The 17,250-nt window shown below is 70.0% G+C and carries 7 protein-coding genes and 3 rRNA genes; 7 read left to right on the forward strand and 3 right to left on the reverse strand.

Going from position 1 to position 17,250, the window contains the following annotated elements:
* The first annotated feature begins 32 nt into the window (after positions 1–32).
* From ACQPYX_RS07805 to ACQPYX_RS07835, 7 genes are all read left to right on the forward strand, one after another.
* Positions 33–2,966 carry a hypothetical protein gene (locus ACQPYX_RS07805; RefSeq protein WP_433802327.1) on the forward strand — a complete coding sequence of 978 codons (2,934 nt, stop codon included), beginning with the start codon at positions 33–35 and terminating at the stop codon, positions 2,964–2,966.
* Between the two features lie 320 nt (positions 2,967–3,286).
* A 16S ribosomal RNA gene (locus ACQPYX_RS07810) occupies positions 3,287–4,815 on the forward strand.
* Between the two features lie 524 nt (positions 4,816–5,339).
* Positions 5,340–8,428 (forward strand): 23S ribosomal RNA (locus ACQPYX_RS07815).
* A gap of 130 nt (positions 8,429–8,558) precedes the next feature.
* Positions 8,559–8,675: ribosomal RNA gene (rrf, locus tag ACQPYX_RS07820) — 5S ribosomal RNA — on the forward strand.
* Together the 16S, 23S and 5S rRNA genes form the textbook arrangement of a ribosomal RNA operon.
* A 305-nt stretch (positions 8,676–8,980) precedes the next feature.
* A complete protein-coding gene (locus tag ACQPYX_RS07825) occupies positions 8,981–13,858 on the forward strand; it encodes an NAD-glutamate dehydrogenase (protein WP_433802328.1) in 4,878 nt (1,625 codons plus the stop codon).
* Positions 13,855–14,295: an acyl-CoA thioesterase gene (locus tag ACQPYX_RS07830; RefSeq protein ID WP_433802329.1), complete on the forward strand. Its 441-nt coding sequence runs from the start codon at positions 13,855–13,857 to the stop codon at positions 14,293–14,295. Before ACQPYX_RS07825 ends, ACQPYX_RS07830 begins: the two co-directional genes overlap by 4 nt.
* Complete coding sequence (locus ACQPYX_RS07835) at positions 14,292–14,957, forward strand: hypothetical protein (RefSeq protein ID WP_433802330.1); 666 nt, start codon at positions 14,292–14,294, stop codon at positions 14,955–14,957. The genes ACQPYX_RS07830 and ACQPYX_RS07835 overlap by 4 nt, the downstream gene beginning before the upstream one ends.
* Here ACQPYX_RS07835 and ACQPYX_RS07840 read toward each other — a convergent pair.
* Genes ACQPYX_RS07840 through ACQPYX_RS07850 form a run of 3 tightly spaced genes read right to left on the reverse strand, consistent with a single transcriptional unit; the run spans position 14,954 to position 17,156 of the window.
* Positions 14,954–15,658: a dienelactone hydrolase family protein gene (locus tag ACQPYX_RS07840; protein WP_433802331.1), complete on the reverse strand. Its 705-nt coding sequence runs from the start codon at positions 15,656–15,658 to the stop codon at positions 14,954–14,956. The genes ACQPYX_RS07835 and ACQPYX_RS07840 overlap by 4 nt on opposite strands.
* Positions 15,659–15,673: 15 nt before the next feature.
* Entirely contained in the window at positions 15,674–16,057 is a 384-nt protein-coding gene (locus ACQPYX_RS07845; protein WP_433802332.1) for a globin, read from the reverse strand.
* 25 nt (positions 16,058–16,082) lie between these two features.
* On the reverse strand, positions 16,083–17,156 hold the full coding sequence (locus ACQPYX_RS07850) for a mechanosensitive ion channel family protein (RefSeq protein WP_433802333.1): 1,074 nt from the start codon (positions 17,154–17,156) through the stop codon (positions 16,083–16,085).
* Positions 17,157–17,250: the final 94 nt, after the last annotated feature.

Below are 17,250 nucleotides of genomic sequence, written 5' to 3' on the forward strand. Positions count from 1 at the left end.
GGTCCCGCGGCCGGGTCGAGAAGGGAGCGGTCGTGGCTGCACGTAACGAGCACGGCGCGCCGTCCGCGCTCACGGTCCTCGAGGTCGCCGAGGGACTGCGCTGGACCGCCCCCGCTCTCGGCGCGTCGCTGGCCGAACACGTGCGGCGCGTCGCCGGTGACGACCCCGCCGTCCGGGCCGCGGCCGACCGCTCGGTCCTGCGGTCCCTGGTCGAGTCCGACCGGCACGAGGAGGTCGTCGAGCGCGGCGTCCCCCTGCTGGCCGAGGCCCGGGACCGCGGGGACCGGGACGACGGCGCAGCCGTCCTCGTCGACCTCGCCGTCGCCGCCACGGAACTGGGGGACCCCGGACTCGCCCGGCGTCTCCTCGATCGTCTGGGCCCGCTCGACGAGCTCCCGGCGCGGGTCGGCGCCGCCGCCTGCGCCGCGCGGGCGGAGGCGTGCGCGGCGGAGGGGGACGTCGCCGCCACGGACGCCGCCGCCGACGACGCGACCCCCGTGCTGTTCCGCGTCCCCCAGCCGGAGGCGGCCGTCCTGCGGGCGCGGGTCGCGCTCGCTCGCGGCATCGCCCGTCGTCGGGCCGGGGACGTCGACGGCGCCCTCGCGACGTTGGCCGCGGCGGTCTCCGCGGACCCGGCCGGCGACGCCGACGGTGGTCGCCGGTCGATGGCGGCGGCGGCGGAGGAGACCGAACTGCTCGTCGAGACCGGCCGGCACGACGAGGCCCGGGAACGGGCGCGTCGGGTCCTCCCCGACGGGTCGCCCGGGCCGCACGTCGCGCACGCGGTCGGCCGGATCCGCCTCGCGTCGCTCGCCGCATCCGGCGGGGGTGTGCAGCAGGCGACCTCGATCGCCGAGGAGCTCGAGGCCGCGGGGCGCACCGCGGGCGCGGCGCGGGCCTGGGAGCTCGTGGCCGGCCTGGCCGAGGCCGACGGCGACCTGGGGCGTGCACTGGCCGCACTGCGGCGCGGGCACGGGCTGGCCTCGACGGCACGGGACGCGAACGGTCGCGCTCTGCGCGCCCTGGCCGGCGTCGCCGACGGAGCCGACCTGCTGGCGGTGGGCGGTCCCACCGCCGACAACGGGAGCGACGCCGTCCCGACCCGCGGGAACGGCGTCCGGGGCGGCCGCCGACGCCGTCCCGATCCGACCGACGCCCAGCCGTTCCCGACGACGAGCCCTGCTCCGTCGGGCATCGCCCCCGCGGCTGAGGAGGGGCGTGCGGTCCGGAACGGCACCACAGCCGTCGTCGGGACCTCCGTCGACGACACCTGGGCTCGGACCGGTACCTCACCCCGGTCGGCCGGGACGCCGGTCCCGGATGCCGTCGGGCCGGTCGGCCCGGATCACGGGCACCCCGTCGACGGCTCCGCCGGGAACGGGACCACCGGAGCCACGGACGGAGAACCGTCGCGGTCGACGCGTGACGAGTTGGCGGAGCTGCTCGCGTCGCTGACACGGTCGATGGACTCGACGCGGGCCTCGGCGTCGGCGATGGGCCTCGAGCCCGCGCCGGCCCTGGGCGCCGAGCCCGTCGGGGACACCGGCACCCCGGTGCCGGAGCCGGACCCGGTGCAGCACTCCCGGCACTCGGCCCTCGCCCTGCCGCCGCCCGGTGCACTGGGATCGACGGTGTCCGAGCCGTCCGCATCACGTCCGACGTTCGACGCCTTCTCGACGGCCCCGCGGAACCAGCCGGGTGCCGCCGACGGGCACGAGTCCACCGTGCCGGTCGCGCCCCTCCCGGACGACCGCTTCGCCCCGGCCGAGGTCGGTGCGACGGCGGATCGCGCCTGGACCCGGACGGCGGACAGTGCGGCTCCCGCGTCGGTGAGCAGCCTTCTCGATCCGTTCGCGGATCCGCTGGGGGACACCTCGAGGGAGTCGCCGGAGCGCTCGTCCGGAACGGCGCGGACCGAGGACGCCGCAGCCCCCCGGGCGACGACCAACGGTGTAGAGCAGGACCTCCCGCTCCTGAGCGGTTGGGTGGGATTCGACGGGTCGGCGTCACCCGACGCCGCACGGGGGGACGAGTCACGGAAGGAGCCGACCGAGCCGGGTCGGGACGGCGCCGGGGACAGTGGGGTGGCCGCCCCGGAGGCGGTCCGGGACGGGCTCCCCGAGGAGCGTTCCGCCGAGCCGTCGAGGTCGCCGTTCGCCTCCGGGGCCGACTCCGGGTCCGGGTCCGAGCCGGCTCGGGCCGTGCCGTCCGGGAGCGACGACCCGTCCGGCCCGCACGACTCGTCCGGACGGCGCACCGGCGACGCGGACGAGTCGCGAGAGACGGGAGCTGCGATCCCGCGGGGTCGCGTCGACCGGGCCGCCGAGATCGGGGAGCGGACATCCGCCGGAACGAGCTCCGGGTCCGCGCGATCCACGGGACGACGGCGGGACGAGACGCCGACCCGGGACGCAGGTCGGGGGACCCCGTCGCGCAGCCCGTCTCCGTCGCCGGAGCCCCGGGACCGTCGCGACGCACCGCAGAGCCCGTCGTCGAGCGTCGGCAGCACCCCGACCCGTCCGACCGACGAGTACGAGGAGGACCTCGCGCTCACCCTCGCGACGGTGCTCGGCGAGTACCACCTCCCCGACGTGCCGATGCCCCCGCGCCGGGACGGCGTGCGGCCGGCGCAGTCCCCTCGACCGCCGGACGGGGCCGCGCCGGTCGGCGACGTGGCCGTGCCCTCGGCCCGCCGGCACACGTCGGGCTCGATGCCCGTGCCCGCCGATCAGCGCTGGGCCCCCCGGCCCGAGGGCTCGACGGGCCGGCCCGGTGGCGGGGCACCCGACGACGCGCGCCGCGACGGTGCCGGTGCCGGTGCCGGTGCGAACGGTCGCGGTCGCCCGCCGGAGTCGGGGGCGAAGCTGGCCGACCTCCTGGCGGAGGCGATGGACGCCTTCCGGCACGTGGGGCCCGAGCCGCAGGAGGGGTCGCGCGGGCCCGGAGTGGGCTCTCGCCGCGCCTGAGCTGCGCAGATGACCAAAACAGACCCCCCTGAAACGACTCGATCAGGGGCGTGTACTGTTCTCCATGTCGCCAGGACGAGGGGGTTGCCCCGGGGCCTGGAGGCGGGATAGGTTCGAGAGGTTGCCCTTCAGCCGGTCTGGTAGGGTGAAACTCGATGCCATCGGGCTCGGCGCCCCGCATGCTGCGGGGGTTGCGGGTTCGTGTGGTCGTCCTTTGAGAACTCAACAGTGTGCTGACGTTTTGTGTTCTGGCCCCAATTTTTTGGGGTTTCTTTGAGTAGCTAGTTTTGTCAGAGGTCTTGATTGGTCTCTAACGTTTTTTGTTGGAGAGTTTGATCCTGGCTCAGGACGAACGCTGGCGGCGTGCTTAACACATGCAAGTCGAGCGGTAAGGCCCTTCGGGGTACACGAGCGGCGAACGGGTGAGTAACACGTGGGTGACCTGCCCTCCACTCTGGGATAAGCCTGGGAAACTGGGTCTAATACCGGATATGACCTCAGGATGCATGTCTTGTGGTGGAAAGTTTTGTCGGTGGGGGATGGGCCCGCGGTCTATCAGCTTGTTGGTGGGGTGATGGCCTACCAAGGCGACGACGGATAGCCGGCCTGAGAGGGTGATCGGCCACACTGGGACTGAGACACGGCCCAGACTCCTACGGGAGGCAGCAGTGGGGAATCTTGCGCAATGGGCGGAAGCCTGACGCAGCAACGCCGCGTGGGGGATGACGGCCTTCGGGTTGTAAACCTCTTTCGCGATCGACGAAGGCCCACTTTCTGTGGGTTGACGGTAGGTCGAGAAGAAGCACCGGCCAACTACGTGCCAGCAGCCGCGGTAATACGTAGGGTGCGAGCGTTGTCCGGAATTATTGGGCGTAAAGAGCTCGTAGGCGGTGTGTCGCGTCGGCCGTGAAAACCTGGGGCTTAACTCTGGGCGTGCGGTCGATACGGGCATCACTTGAGTTCGGCAGGGGAGACTGGAATTCCTGGTGTAGCGGTGAAATGCGCAGATATCAGGAGGAACACCGGTGGCGAAGGCGGGTCTCTGGGCCGATACTGACGCTGAGGAGCGAAAGCATGGGTAGCGAACAGGATTAGATACCCTGGTAGTCCATGCCGTAAACGTTGGGCGCTAGGTGTGGGGTCCATTCCACGGGTTCCGTGCCGCAGCTAACGCATTAAGCGCCCCGCCTGGGGAGTACGGCCGCAAGGCTAAAACTCAAAGGAATTGACGGGGGCCCGCACAAGCGGCGGAGCATGTGGATTAATTCGATGCAACGCGAAGAACCTTACCTGGGTTTGACATGCACCAGACAGGCGTAGAGATACGTCCTCCCTTGTGGTTGGTGTGCAGGTGGTGCATGGCTGTCGTCAGCTCGTGTCGTGAGATGTTGGGTTAAGTCCCGCAACGAGCGCAACCCTTGTCCCATGTTGCCAGCGGGTTATGCCGGGGACTCATGGGAGACTGCCGGGGTCAACTCGGAGGAAGGTGGGGATGACGTCAAGTCATCATGCCCCTTATGTCCAGGGCTTCACACATGCTACAATGGCCGGTACAGAGGGCTGCGAAGCCGTGAGGTGGAGCGAATCTCGTAAAGCCGGTCTCAGTTCGGATCGGGGTCTGCAACTCGACCCCGTGAAGTCGGAGTCGCTAGTAATCGCAGATCAGCAACGCTGCGGTGAATACGTTCCCGGGCCTTGTACACACCGCCCGTCACGTCACGAAAGTCGGTAACACCCGAAGCCCGTGGCCCAACCCTTGTGGGGGGAGCGGTCGAAGGTGGGACTGGCGATTGGGACGAAGTCGTAACAAGGTAGCCGTACCGGAAGGTGCGGCTGGATCACCTCCTTTCTAAGGAGCATTTGCCTCGGACGTCGGGTTCTGGTCGGTGACGGTCACTCATTCTCGGGTGGCGGCTGAACCGGGGTTCCGGCGGAGGGCCATCGCATCCCCGCTCCAGGGGGTGGGTGGTTGCTTACTGGACTGATGTGGAACAGAACATGAGTGTCGCAGTGTCCTGGGTTTCGGTCCGGGAGGTTGTGGCGGCGTCGGCACACTGTTGGGTCCTGAGAGGACGGCCGGCCCTCACACCAGTTGGGTGTGGGGGTTGGTGTTTTCTCTGGACAGTCATCGCCGGCTCCCTGCGGTTGCGGGGTGGTGTGGTGGTGGTCTGTGGGTTGGTTTGTCAAGTGGACAGTGGACGCGAGCATCTTTTTTTCCTGGTCGCCGCGGCATGATTGTTCCGGGCTTTGGTCCTGGGGTGGTTGTGTTGTGGTTGATCTTAGTTTGCTTGATGACTGTGTTGTGACCGTGTTGGTTTGCTGATGACGGTCATGCCTGACGTTCTCGTCGGGTGTGGTTGTTGTTGGTGTGTTGGTCAAGTTGTCAAGGGCGCACGGTGGATGCCTGGGCATCAGGAGCCGATGAAGGACGTGGGAGGCCGCGATAGTCCTCGGGGAGTTGTCAACCGAGCTGTGATCCGAGGGTGTCCGAATGGGGTAACCCGGCAGCCGTCATGGGCTGTCACCCCCGCCTGAATGTATAGGGCGGGTGGAGGGAACGCGGGGAAGTGAAACATCTCAGTACCCGCAGGAAGAGAAAACAAAAGTGATTCCGTGAGTAGTGGCGAGCGAAAGCGGAAGAGGCTAAACCCCGCTTGTGTGATAGCTGGCAGGTGTTGCTGGTGGGGTGTTGTGGGGCGTCATGTCCGGGGGCTGCTGACCCTGGGCGTGGTGGTGGATGGTTAGTCGAAGGCGTTGGGACGCGTCGGCGTAGAGGGTGAGACCCCCGTAGACGAAAACTGTTCATCATCGCGTGGTGGCGTGCCCGAGTAGCAGCGAGCCCGTGGAATTCGCTGTGAATCTGCCGGGACCACCCGGTAAGCCTAAATACTTCCTGATGACCGATAGCGGACAAGTACCGTGAGGGAAAGGTGAAAAGTACCCCGGGAGGGGAGTGAAATAGTACCTGAAACCGTGTGCCTACAAGCCGTCAGAGCCTGGATTCGTCCGGTGATGGCGTGCCTTTTGAAGAATGAGCCTGCGAGTTAGCGGTACGTGGCGAGGTTAACCCGTGTGGGGAAGCCGTAGCGAAAGCGAGTCCGAACAGGGCGTTGTAGTCGCGTGCTCTAGACCCGAAGCGGGGTGATCTACCCATGGCCAGGGTGAAGCGCCGGTAAGACGGTGTGGAGGCCCGAACCCACCAGGGTTGAAAACCTGGGGGATGAGCTGTGGGTAGGGGTGAAAGGCCAATCAAACTCCGTGATAGCTGGTTCTCCCCGAAATGCATTTAGGTGCAGCGTCGCGTGTTACTCACCGGAGGTAGAGCACTGGTTGGCCTAGGGGGCCTACAAGCTTACTGAAGTCAGCCAAACTCCGAATGCCGGTGAGCTCGAGCGCGGCAGTGAGACTGCGGGGGATAAGCTTCGTAGTCGAGAGGGAAACAGCCCAGATCGCCGGCTAAGGCCCCTAAGCGTGCGCTAAGTGGGAAAGGATGTGGGATCGCCCAGACAACCAGGAGGTTGGCTTAGAAGCAGCCACCCTTGAAAGAGTGCGTAATAGCTCACTGGTCAAGTGGTCCTGCGCCGACAATGTAGCGGGGCTCAAGCGCACCGCCGAAGCCGCGGCAGCGCCACGGACACCTAACGGTGGTGGTGCTGGGTAGGGGAGCGTCATGCGGGTGGTGAAGCGGCGGAGTGATCCAGCTGTGGAACCCGTGTGAGTGAGAATGCAGGCATGAGTAGCGACAGCAGAGTGAGAAACTCTGCCGCCGGATGACCAAGGGTTCCTGGGCCAGGTTTTTCCGCCCAGGGTGAGCCGGGACCTAAGGCGAGGCCGACAGGCGTAGTCGATGGACAACGGGTTGATATTCCCGTGCTCGTGTAGGCGCGTCCATGGCGAGCCCAGGTGTGCTAACCGCCCGAACCCTAAGACTCCTTCGGGAGTCGAACGGGGGAGCGCGGGATCCTGCCTGGTAGTAGCCAAGCGATGGGGTGACGCAGGAGGGCAGCTCCGCCAGTGAGTGGTTGTACTGGTGCAAGCGTGTAGGCCGGTGTATAGGCAAATCCGTACACCATGAGGGTTGAGACGTGACGCATAGCCGTTGAGGCGAAGCAGAGTGATCCCATGCTGCCGAGAAAAGCCTCTAGCGAGTTCCTACGCGACCCGTACCCCAAACCAACACAGGTGGTCAGGTAGAGAATACCGAGGCGTTCGAGCGAACTGTGGTCAAGGAATTCGGCAAAATCCCCCCGTAACTTCGGGAGAAGGGGGACCCTGGTGCCTGAAGCCTCTTGCGGGCTAGGGCGGTGGGGTCGCAGAGACCAGGGGGAAGCGACTGTTTACTAAAAACACAGGTCCGTGCGAAGTCGCAAGACGATGTATACGGACTGACTCCTGCCCGGTGCTGGAACGTTAAGGGGACCGGTTAGGCCTCACGGCCGAAGCTGAGAACTTAAGCGCCAGTAAACGGCGGTGGTAACTATAACCATCCTAAGGTAGCGAAATTCCTTGTCGGGTAAGTTCCGACCTGCACGAATGGAGTAACGACTTCCCCGCTGTCTCGACCACAGACTCGGCGAAATTGCACTACGAGTAAAGATGCTCGTTACGCGCGGCAGGACGGAAAGACCCCGGGACCTTCACTACAGCTTGGTATTGGTGCTCGGTTCGGCTTGTGTAGGATAGGTGGGAGACTGTGAAGCGGCCACGCCAGTGGCGGTGGAGTCGCCGTTGAAATACCACTCTGGTCGAATTGGGCATCTAACTTCGGGCCATGATCTGGTCCAGGGACAGTGCCTGGTGGGTAGTTTAACTGGGGCGGTTGCCTCCCAAAGGGTAACGGAGGCGCCCAAAGGTTCCCTCAGCCTGGTCGGCAACCAGGTGTTGAGTGCAAGTGCACAAGGGAGCTTGACTGTGAGACCGACGGGTCGAGCAGGGACGAAAGTCGGGACTAGTGATCCGGCACCTCCTGGTGGAAGGGGTGTCGCTCAACGGATAAAAGGTACCCCGGGGATAACAGGCTGATCTTGCCCAAGAGTCCATATCGACGGCATGGTTTGGCACCTCGATGTCGGCTCGTCGCATCCTGGGGCTGGAGTAGGTCCCAAGGGTTGGGCTGTTCGCCCATTAAAGCGGTACGCGAGCTGGGTTTAGAACGTCGTGAGACAGTTCGGTCCCTATCCGCCGCGCGCGCAGGAGACTTGAGGAAGGCTGTCCCTAGTACGAGAGGACCGGGACGGACGAACCTCTGGTGTGCCAGTTGTCCCGCCAGGGGCACGGCTGGTTGGCTACGTTCGGAAGGGATAACCGCTGAAGGCATCTAAGCGGGAAGCCCGTTCCAAGATGAGGTCTCCCACCCCTAAGAGGGTTAAGGCCCCCACCAGACCAGTGGGTTGATAGGCCAGACATGGAAGTACCGCAAGGTATGCAGTGGACTGGTACTAATAGGCCGAGGACTTGCCCGACACACCACCAACACCCACACCCGGGTGACCAGCCGGTGACACCGCACGGGCACACACACCACAAGCAGAACTGCTGCTCGCGTCCACACCACTTCACACCCCAACCCCCCACGTGGGGGTGGTTCGGTGTTCCGGTGGCCACAGCGGAGGGGAAACGCCCGGTCCCATCCCGAACCCGGAAGCTAAGCCCTCCAGCGCCGATGGTACTGCGACCGCCAGGTCGTGGGAGAGTAGGACACCGCCGGAACACCCAACCACCCCCACACACCCAAGCCCCCCAGGCACCCCGCCCGGGGGGCTTTCGTGTGTCTGCCGCCATGCGTTGCGCAGGTGGCGCACTGCGCAGGAATCGACGCCCCCATTCCTGCCTCATGCACCACTCGCGGCACCCGAACACCGCGACGACCCCGCTCCGGGCGGCTCCACCCACGGACGGACGCCGCCGCCCGCCACTCGGCGGATGGCCCTACGCCGTCACGTCGCCGTTACAGTGGCCGACGTGCTCACGCCGTGGTGTGGACCCGTTCCTCCGGCGTCGGCGGTGACCCGACGATGACTGACACGACGACGCCGCCGGCGCTCGACCCGGACGGTCTCCGCGCTGCCGCGCGAGCCCTCGACGACGCCCCTCTCGGGGACCTCGCTGCCCTCTACTTCGCCCGCGTCGGGCCCGGTGAGCTCGGGGAGGACGCGCAGGAGGCGCTCGGGGTCGTCCGTGCGCACCGCAGCCTCGCGCGCCTGCGCATCCCCGGCCGCCCGGTCACCGCGGTGCTCGGCGCCGGTGCCGAGGCGACACCGGGTCTGCCGGCACCGGACCCCGACCGGGTGTCCGTCCTCGTCGTCACCGAGGACATGCCGTTCCTGATCGACTCCGTCGTCGCCGAGCTGTCGCGCACCGGCGCGACGGTGCACCGCGTGGTGCACCCCGTCGTGGTCGTCCGCCGCGACGCCGACGGCAGCCTCGTCGAGGTCTGCCCGGAGGCGGACCCGAGCCACCCGCCGGCCGGCACCGTCGCCGAGTCGTGGATGAACCTCGAGCTCGAGGCGGACGCGAGTTCGGAGTCCGTCCGTGAGCTGGCCCGCGACCTGCACGAACGTCTCTCCGCCGTGCTCGGCGACGTCCGCGACGTCGTCGAGGACGGCGACCGGATGGTCGAGCGCGCGCTCCGGCTGGCCGACGATCTCGAGAAGTCCCGGCCGCCCGTCGCGGAGTACCGCGTCTCGGAGACGGTGGCGCTGCTGCGGTGGCTCGCGGACGGCAACCTCACCTTCCTCGGCCACCGCTACCGCCCCGCGGGCGGTGGGCCGGACACCGACGGGCTCGGGATCCTGCGCCGCGACACCGAGTACACGCGCACCCTCACCGCCGGTCCCGACCTCGCCGAGGGGGAGGAGAGCGACGAGGGCGTCCTGCTCGTCCTCACCCGCGCCGGCGCGCGTTCCACGGTCCACGCGCCCGTGCACCCGCTCTACGTCGGGCTGAAGGTCTACGCGGACGGGCGGGTGGTCGGCGAACACCGGTTCCTCGGTGTGCTCTCGGTCGCCGCGCGCAGTGCCGACGTCACGCGCATCCCGGTCGTCTCCCGCCGCGTCACCGACGTCCTCAGCCGCAGCGAGCTGCCCGTCGAGTCGTGGTCGGGCCGGCAGATGCTCGAGGTGCTCCAGACCTACCCGCGCGCGGAGCTGCTGTGCACCGACCGGGCGTCGCTGCACGAGACGGTCACCGGCGTGCTCGCCCTCGCCGAACGACGACGGGTGCGGCTCTTCCTGCGCCGCGACCGCTGGGGCCGCTACTTCTCGGCGATGGTGTACCTGCCGCGGGACCGCTACACGACCGACGCGCGACTGCGGATGCAGCAGCTGCTCCTGGACCGCCTCGAGGGCGCCGACATCGAGTACACCGCGCGGGTCACCGAGGACCAGCTCGCGCTGCTGCACGTCACCGTCCACACCGGGCAGCGCGAGCCCGTCCGGCCCGACGTCGCCGCCCTCACCGACGAGCTCGCCGAGGCCGCCCGCACCTGGGACGACCGCCTCCGAGCCGCCGCCGGCCCCCGCGAGCGGGCCGCGATCGCCTCCGTGGGCGAGCCGTTCAGCCAGGCCTACCAGGAGGACTTCCCGCCCGAGCGCGGCGTGGCGGACCTCCTGGTGCTCGACGGCCTGCGCGGTCCCGACGACCTCGCGGTCCGGCTCTACCGGCCCAGCGACCACGGGGTGGACGGGACCGACCCGGAGAGCGGCGACCGGCGGCTGAAGCTGTACCTCGTCGACCGCCGGATCACGCTCTCGACCGTGCTGCCGGTGCTGCAGTCGCTGGGCGTGGAGGTCGTCGACGAACGTCCCTACGAGGTCCGCCGCAGCGACGGGCGCCCCGCGTGGATCAACGACTTCGGCCTGCGCATGGGGCTCGACGCCGCAGCCGCGCAGGACGAGGACCTCACCCGGCGCGCGGCCGAGGCGTTCACCGAGATCTGGCGTGGCCGCGTCGGCACCGACGGGTTCAACGCCCTCGTGCTCACCGCCGGGCTGAGCTGGCGGCAGGCCGGACTGCTGCGCGCCCTCGCCCGGTACCAGCGACAGATCGCGAGCACCTACGGGCAGAGCTACATCACCGACGTCGTCGCCACGCACACCGACGTGGCGGTCGGCCTCGTCCGGCTGTTCGAGGCGAGGTTCGACCCCGAGCAGGCGACCGACCGCGAGGCCCGGGTCGCCGAGCTCGACGCGCAGGTCGAGAGCGCGATCGACGCCGTCACGAGCCTCGACGCCGACCGCATCCTGCGCGCCCTGCTCGGCCTGGTCCGCGGCACGCTGCGCTCCAACTACTTCCTCCGCGACGCCGACGGTGCCCCGCGCGAGGTCCTGGCGTTCAAGCTCGACCCGGCCCGCGTGCCCGGTGTGCCCGAGCCGCGCCCCGCGATCGAGACCTTCGTGCACTCCAACCGGCTCGAGGGTGTCCACCTGCGCTTCGGGCCCATCGCGCGCGGCGGCCTGCGCTGGTCGGACCGCCTGCAGGACTACCGCACCGAGATCCTCGGGCTGGTCAAGGCGCAGGCGGTGAAGAACGCCGTCATCGTCCCGGTCGGGGCCAAGGGCGGGTTCGTCGTCAAGCGTCCACCGGCGCCGACCGGCGACGCCGCGGCCGACCGTGACGCGCAGCGCGGCGAGGGCGTGGCCTGCTACCAGCTGTTCATCGGTGCCCTCCTCGACCTCGTCGACGACCGCGCCGGCCACGGCGCCGACGCCGCGGTCGTCGTCCGTGACCGGATGGTGCGCTACGACGGGGACGACACCTACCTCGTCGTCGCGGCGGACAAGGGCACGGCGACGTTCTCCGACATCGCCAACGAGGTCGCGACCTCGCGCGGCTTCTGGCTGGGCGACGCGTTCGCCTCCGGCGGCTCGGTGGGCTACGACCACAAGGCCATGGGCATCACCGCGCGCGGCGCCTGGGAGTCGGTCCGCCGCCACTTCCGCGAACTCGGCCGCGACATCGCGACCGACGAGGTCACCGTCGTCGGGGTCGGCGACATGTCCGGCGACGTGTTCGGCAACGGCATGCTGCTCTCGCCGCACCTGCGCATCGTCGCGGCGTTCGACCACCGCCACGTCTTCCTCGACCCCGATCCCGACCCGGCGGCGTCGTTCGCCGAGCGCCGCCGGCTCTTCGAGCTGCCGCGGTCGTCCTGGGCGGACTACGACCCCTCGCTGATCAGTGCCGGCGGTGGCGTGTACCCGCGCACCCAGAAGCGGATCCCGGTCTCCGAGCAGGTCGCCGCCGCGCTCGGGCTGGAGAGCACCGAGCCGCTCGACCCGCCGTCGTTGATGCGGGCCATCCTGCGCGCCCCGGTCGACCTGCTGTGGAACGGCGGCATCGGCACCTACGTCAAGGCCACCGAGGAGACCCACGCCGACGCCGGCGACAAGGGCAACGACGCGGTCCGGGTGAACGGCGCCGAGCTGCGCGTGAAGGTCGTCGGCGAGGGCGGCAACCTCGGGCTGACCCAGCGCGGGCGCATCGAGTACGCCCGCGCCGGCGGCCGGGTCAACACCGACGCCATCGACAACTCCGCGGGCGTCGACTGCTCCGACCACGAGGTCAACATCAAGATCCTGCTCGACTCGCTCGTCGAGCGCGGGGACCTGGCCGAGGAACGCCGCGACGAGCAGATCGCCGCGACGACCGACGACGTCGCCGCTCTCGTCCTCGCCGACAACGTGGCGCAGAACGACGTGCTCGGCGTCGCCCGTGCCCACGCGCCGGACATGATCAACGTCCACGAGGCCCAGGTGACCGACCTGGAGGCGCGGGGCCGGATCGACCGCGAGCTCGACGTGCTGCCCGACGCCGACGGCTTCGAGGCCCGACGGCAGGCGGGGGAGGGGCTCACGGGCCCCGAGCTCGCGCAGCTCATGGCGCACGTCAAGCTCGACCTGACCGAGGCGCTCGCCGAGGACGACCTGCCGGACGCGGAGATCTTCACGCGGCGTCTGCCGTCCTACTTCCCGCCGGTGCTGGCGTCGACCTACCCGGCCGCGATCGCCGCGCACCCGCTGCGGCGGCGCATCGTGACGACCATGGTGGCCAACGAGGTCGTCGACGGCGGCGGGCTGTCCTACGTCCACCGGCTGGTCGCCGAGGTGTCGGCGACGCCGGCGGACGCGGTGCGCGCCTACCAGATCGCGACGCGCGTGTTCGGGCTCGACACCCTCGCCGCGGACGTCGCGGACGCGACCGCGGCGGGGCTGCCGACGGCGGCGGCCGACCGGCTGACCCTCGCCTCCCGGCGCATCCTGGACCGGGCGTCGCGGTGGCTGCTCACGCACCGGCCGCAGCCGCTGGCGATGGGCGCGGAGATCCACCGGTTCTCACCCGTCGTCGGGAGCCTGGGCCCGCAGGTCGCGTCGCTGCTGCGCGGCACCGAGGCCAAGGGGCTCACCGAGCGCGTGGACGCGGTCGTCGCGCTGGGGGCGCCGGCGGAGCTGGCCGCGCGCGTGGTGGGCGGGCTCTACGGGTTCGGGCTGCTCGACGTCACCGAGATCACCGAGATCGCCGAGGCCGACCACGACGACGACCCGGACGACCTGCGGGCCGTCGCGGAGCTCTACTACGCGATCTCCGACCACCTCGGCATCGACCGGCTCCTCACGGTGGTGGCGTCCCTGTCGCGCCGCGACCGCTGGGACGCCCTGGCGCGGCTCTCGCTGCGCGACGAGCTGTACTCGTCGCTGCGCGCGGTGACCCTGGACGTGCTGGCCGACACCGACAACACCGAGTCGGCGGATGAGAAGATCGCCCACTGGGAGCAGGCGAACGCCTCGCGGCTGATGCGCGCGCGCACGTCCCTGGCCGAGATCGCCCGCTCCGGACGAACCGACCTGACCACGGTGTCCGTGGCCGCCCGCCAGATCCGGAGCATGGTGCGATGAACTCGACCTACGACGTCGACGTCCCCCTGCGCTGGTCCGACCAGGACCCGTACCAGCACGTCAACCACGCCAAGGTCGTCACGTTGCTCGAGGACGCGCGGACCGCGCTGCTCTTCGACGCCGCCGCCCGGGAGGGCGTCGCCGCGTTCGAGGCCGGGCTGCTGGTGGCCCACGTCGACGTCCGCTACCGGCGTCCGATCCCGTGGACGCGGCGCGGGGTGCGGGCGCGGATGTGGGCGCACTCGGTGCGGGCCGCGTCGTTCACCGTCGGCTACGAGCTGCTCCTTCCCAGCAACGACGCAGCCGGCGACGTCGAGTGGGACCCGAAGCCCGCGGTCACCGCGGACACCCAGCTCGTCCCCTACGACCTCGCCGCCGCCCGGCCCCGTCGGCTCACCGGGGACGAGCGCGCCTTCCTCGAGCGGTACGTCGCGTGATCGGGACCAGGGCGGAGCTGTCGGTCCCGGACGCCGCGCAGCGCGAGGACCTCGCCGGTTTCGTCGGGCGCGCGGTGCGGCTGGACGCGGCCGTGGTGGTCCGGCTGCGGGCGCGGCCGGGGGAGCGCGCCGCGGTCGAGGCCTACGCGCCGACGCCGTTCGACGCGCTCGTCACGCGCAGTGCCCCGGGGACGCTGGAGCCGGCCGACGTGACCGTCGTGGGCTCGGACCTGCTGGCGGCCCTCGCCGTCGCGGGTGGGCCGTCGGTGGAGCCGGGGACGGCGGTGGACGAGCGGTGGCGCGGCCCGCTGCCGCCGCTGCGGCCGGACGCGCGGTGGCAGGTGGTGGGCGAGGTGCCGTCGGAGGTGGTGGACGGGCTCGCGGAGAAGGGCGTCGCCGCGGCGCGGGCCGCGGACCCGTCCGGGCGGCCGTCGGCGGCGCTGCTCGACCAGGTCGTGCTCACGGTGACCGACGACGCGTCGGGACTCGAGGTGCGGGTGCCGATGCGGTGCGTGTTCGCGCTGTCGGGCATGGGCTTCGTCGGGCCGGGGGCCGGCGGGGACGACGTGGTGCGCGTGTCGACCGACGGCGGGTGGCTGCGGCTCGACGCGCACGGCGGCGCCGTGGTCCGACGCCGCCGCGCGCAGCTGCCGCTGCTCTAGTCGGTCGTGGCGAGGTTGGCGCGCAGGAAGCCCAGGGTCGCGTCCCAGGCGATGGCGGCCTGCGTGGGGTCGTAGGTCCCCATGTGGTTCTCGTCGTTGAAGAAGGCGTGCCCGGCCGGGTAGATCCGGAAGTCGGGGCGGCGGCCCGACTCGGCCTCGATCCGGTCGGCGAGGGCCTTCACCGCGTCGGGGTCCGCCATCTGGTCCTGCTCGCCGAAGTGGCCGAGCAGCGGCGCGGAGAGTTTGGTGAAGCTCGGGTAGTCCTCCCCGAGCACGCCGTAGAACGGCACCGCCGCACCGATCTTGTCACCCTGCTGTGCGGCCAGGACGAGCACGAAGCCGCCGCCCATGCAGAACCCGACGGCGCCGACCGTGTCGCCGACGACCGCCTCGTGCTCGAGCAGGAAGTCCACGGCGCCCGCGAGGTCGGTGGCGGCCTGCTGCACGGGGAGCTCCTGCATGAGCTTCCCGGCCTCGTCGGAGTCGTGGGTGGTGGTGCCGCCGTAGAGGTCCGGGGCGAGCGCGACGAAGCCCTCCGCCGCGAGGCGGTTGGTCACGTCCGCGATGTGGGAGGTGAGCCCCCACCACTCCTGGATCACGACGACGCCGGGCCCGCTCCCGGACTCCGGGAGCGCGAGGTATCCGTGCGCCGTGCCGCCGTTGGAGGGGAAGGAGACGTTCTGGAGGGGGTTGTCAGCCACGAGGGCGGTGTTCCCCTAAAAGGCCTTGTTCATCATGCTCATCGCCGCCATCTCCATGTACTCCCAGATCTGGCGGTGCCGCTCGGGCTCGAGGTTCTCCTCGTCGACGGCCACCTTCATGCAGCGCAACCAGGCGTCGCGCTCCAGCGGGCCGATCGGGAACGGGGCGTGGCGCATCCGCAGTCGCGGGTGGCCGCGCTGCTGGGAGTAGGTCTGCGGGCCGCCCCAGTACTGCTCGAGGAAGAGGCGGAGCCGGTCCTCGGCGGGGCCGAGGTCCTCCTCGGGGTACAACGGGCGCAGCACCGGGTCGTCGGCCACCTGCTCGTAGAAGCGGTGCACGATCCGGCGGAAGGTCTCGTGGCCGCCGACCGCGTCGTAGAAGGTCTGGGGACTGCTCACGGTCCCACCGTCTCACGAGCGCCGGTCACGGGCGGGCGGACCCGTGGGGCGTCGCCGCCGTCCGGCCGGCGCCGAAGGGGGTCGGGGCCGGGACCCCGGCGTCGTCGAAGGCGGACTTGACCGCGCCGGCCACCGCGCGCTGCACGGCCCACTGCTCGCCCGGCCGGGTCCGGACGGTGAGCCGCAGGAGGATGCCCTCGGCGGTCACCGACTGCACCCCGAGCATCTCCGGCGGCGCGAGCACCTTCGAGGCGATCGCGGGCTCGGTGCACTCCTCGGTGGCGGCGCGCTGGGCGAGCTCGGAGGTGTCGTCGACGTCGGCGGAGTGCCCGACCGGGATGTCCACGACGGCCACCGAGTAGCCCTGGCTGGAGTTGCCGACGCGCAGCACCTCGCCGTTGCGGACGTACCAGACGGTCCCCGCGATGTCGCGCAGCGTCGTGACCCGCAGGCCCACCGCCTCGACCGTGCCGGTGGCCTCGCCGAGGTCGACGACGTCGCCGACGCCGTACTGGTCCTCCAACATCATGAAGATCCCGGAGAGGAAGTCCCGGACGAGGTTCTGGGCGCCGAACCCGATCGCGACGCCGAGGATGCCGGCGGAGGCGATGATCGGCGCGAGGTTGACGCCGAACTCGCCCAGGATCAGCGTGAAGGCGACGCCGTAGATCAGCAGCGTCACGAACGAGCGCAGCACCGAGCCGATCGCCTGTGCGCGCTGCGAGCGCCGCTCGATCATCTGCGGCGCGGACTCGCGCAGGCTCGCCGCCGCCCGGTCGCGCAGCGGGCGCAGCAGCCGCGGCACGCGTCCGGTGCTGGCGCCGTCGACGATCCGGCGGATGGCGCGGTGCAGGACCGACCGCAGGACCACGGCCACCACGATGATCACGATCGTCGTCACCGCGTGGGAGACGATCGCGTCGGCGGACCGGGAGAGCCAGGACGCGTGCGTGTACTGGAACACCCGCGCGCACAGCGAGCCGGCGTCGGCGGCGCACGACGGTGCGTCGATCGGGACGTCGGGGACCACCGAGGTGGTGGAGCCGGGCGACGGCGTCGGGGTGGGTGTCTGGTCGACCATGCCGGAGGAGAACAGCACGCCCCGGCACGATACGGACCGCAGTGGATCTCGATCGCGACGCCTCGGCGGAGGTGAACGTCCCGTTATCACACGTGCACGACGCGGTCGGATG

Origin of the sequence: Actinomycetospora sp. CA-084318 (assembly GCF_050955885.1) — a bacterium.
GTDB lineage: Bacteria > Actinomycetota > Actinomycetes > Mycobacteriales > Pseudonocardiaceae > Actinomycetospora.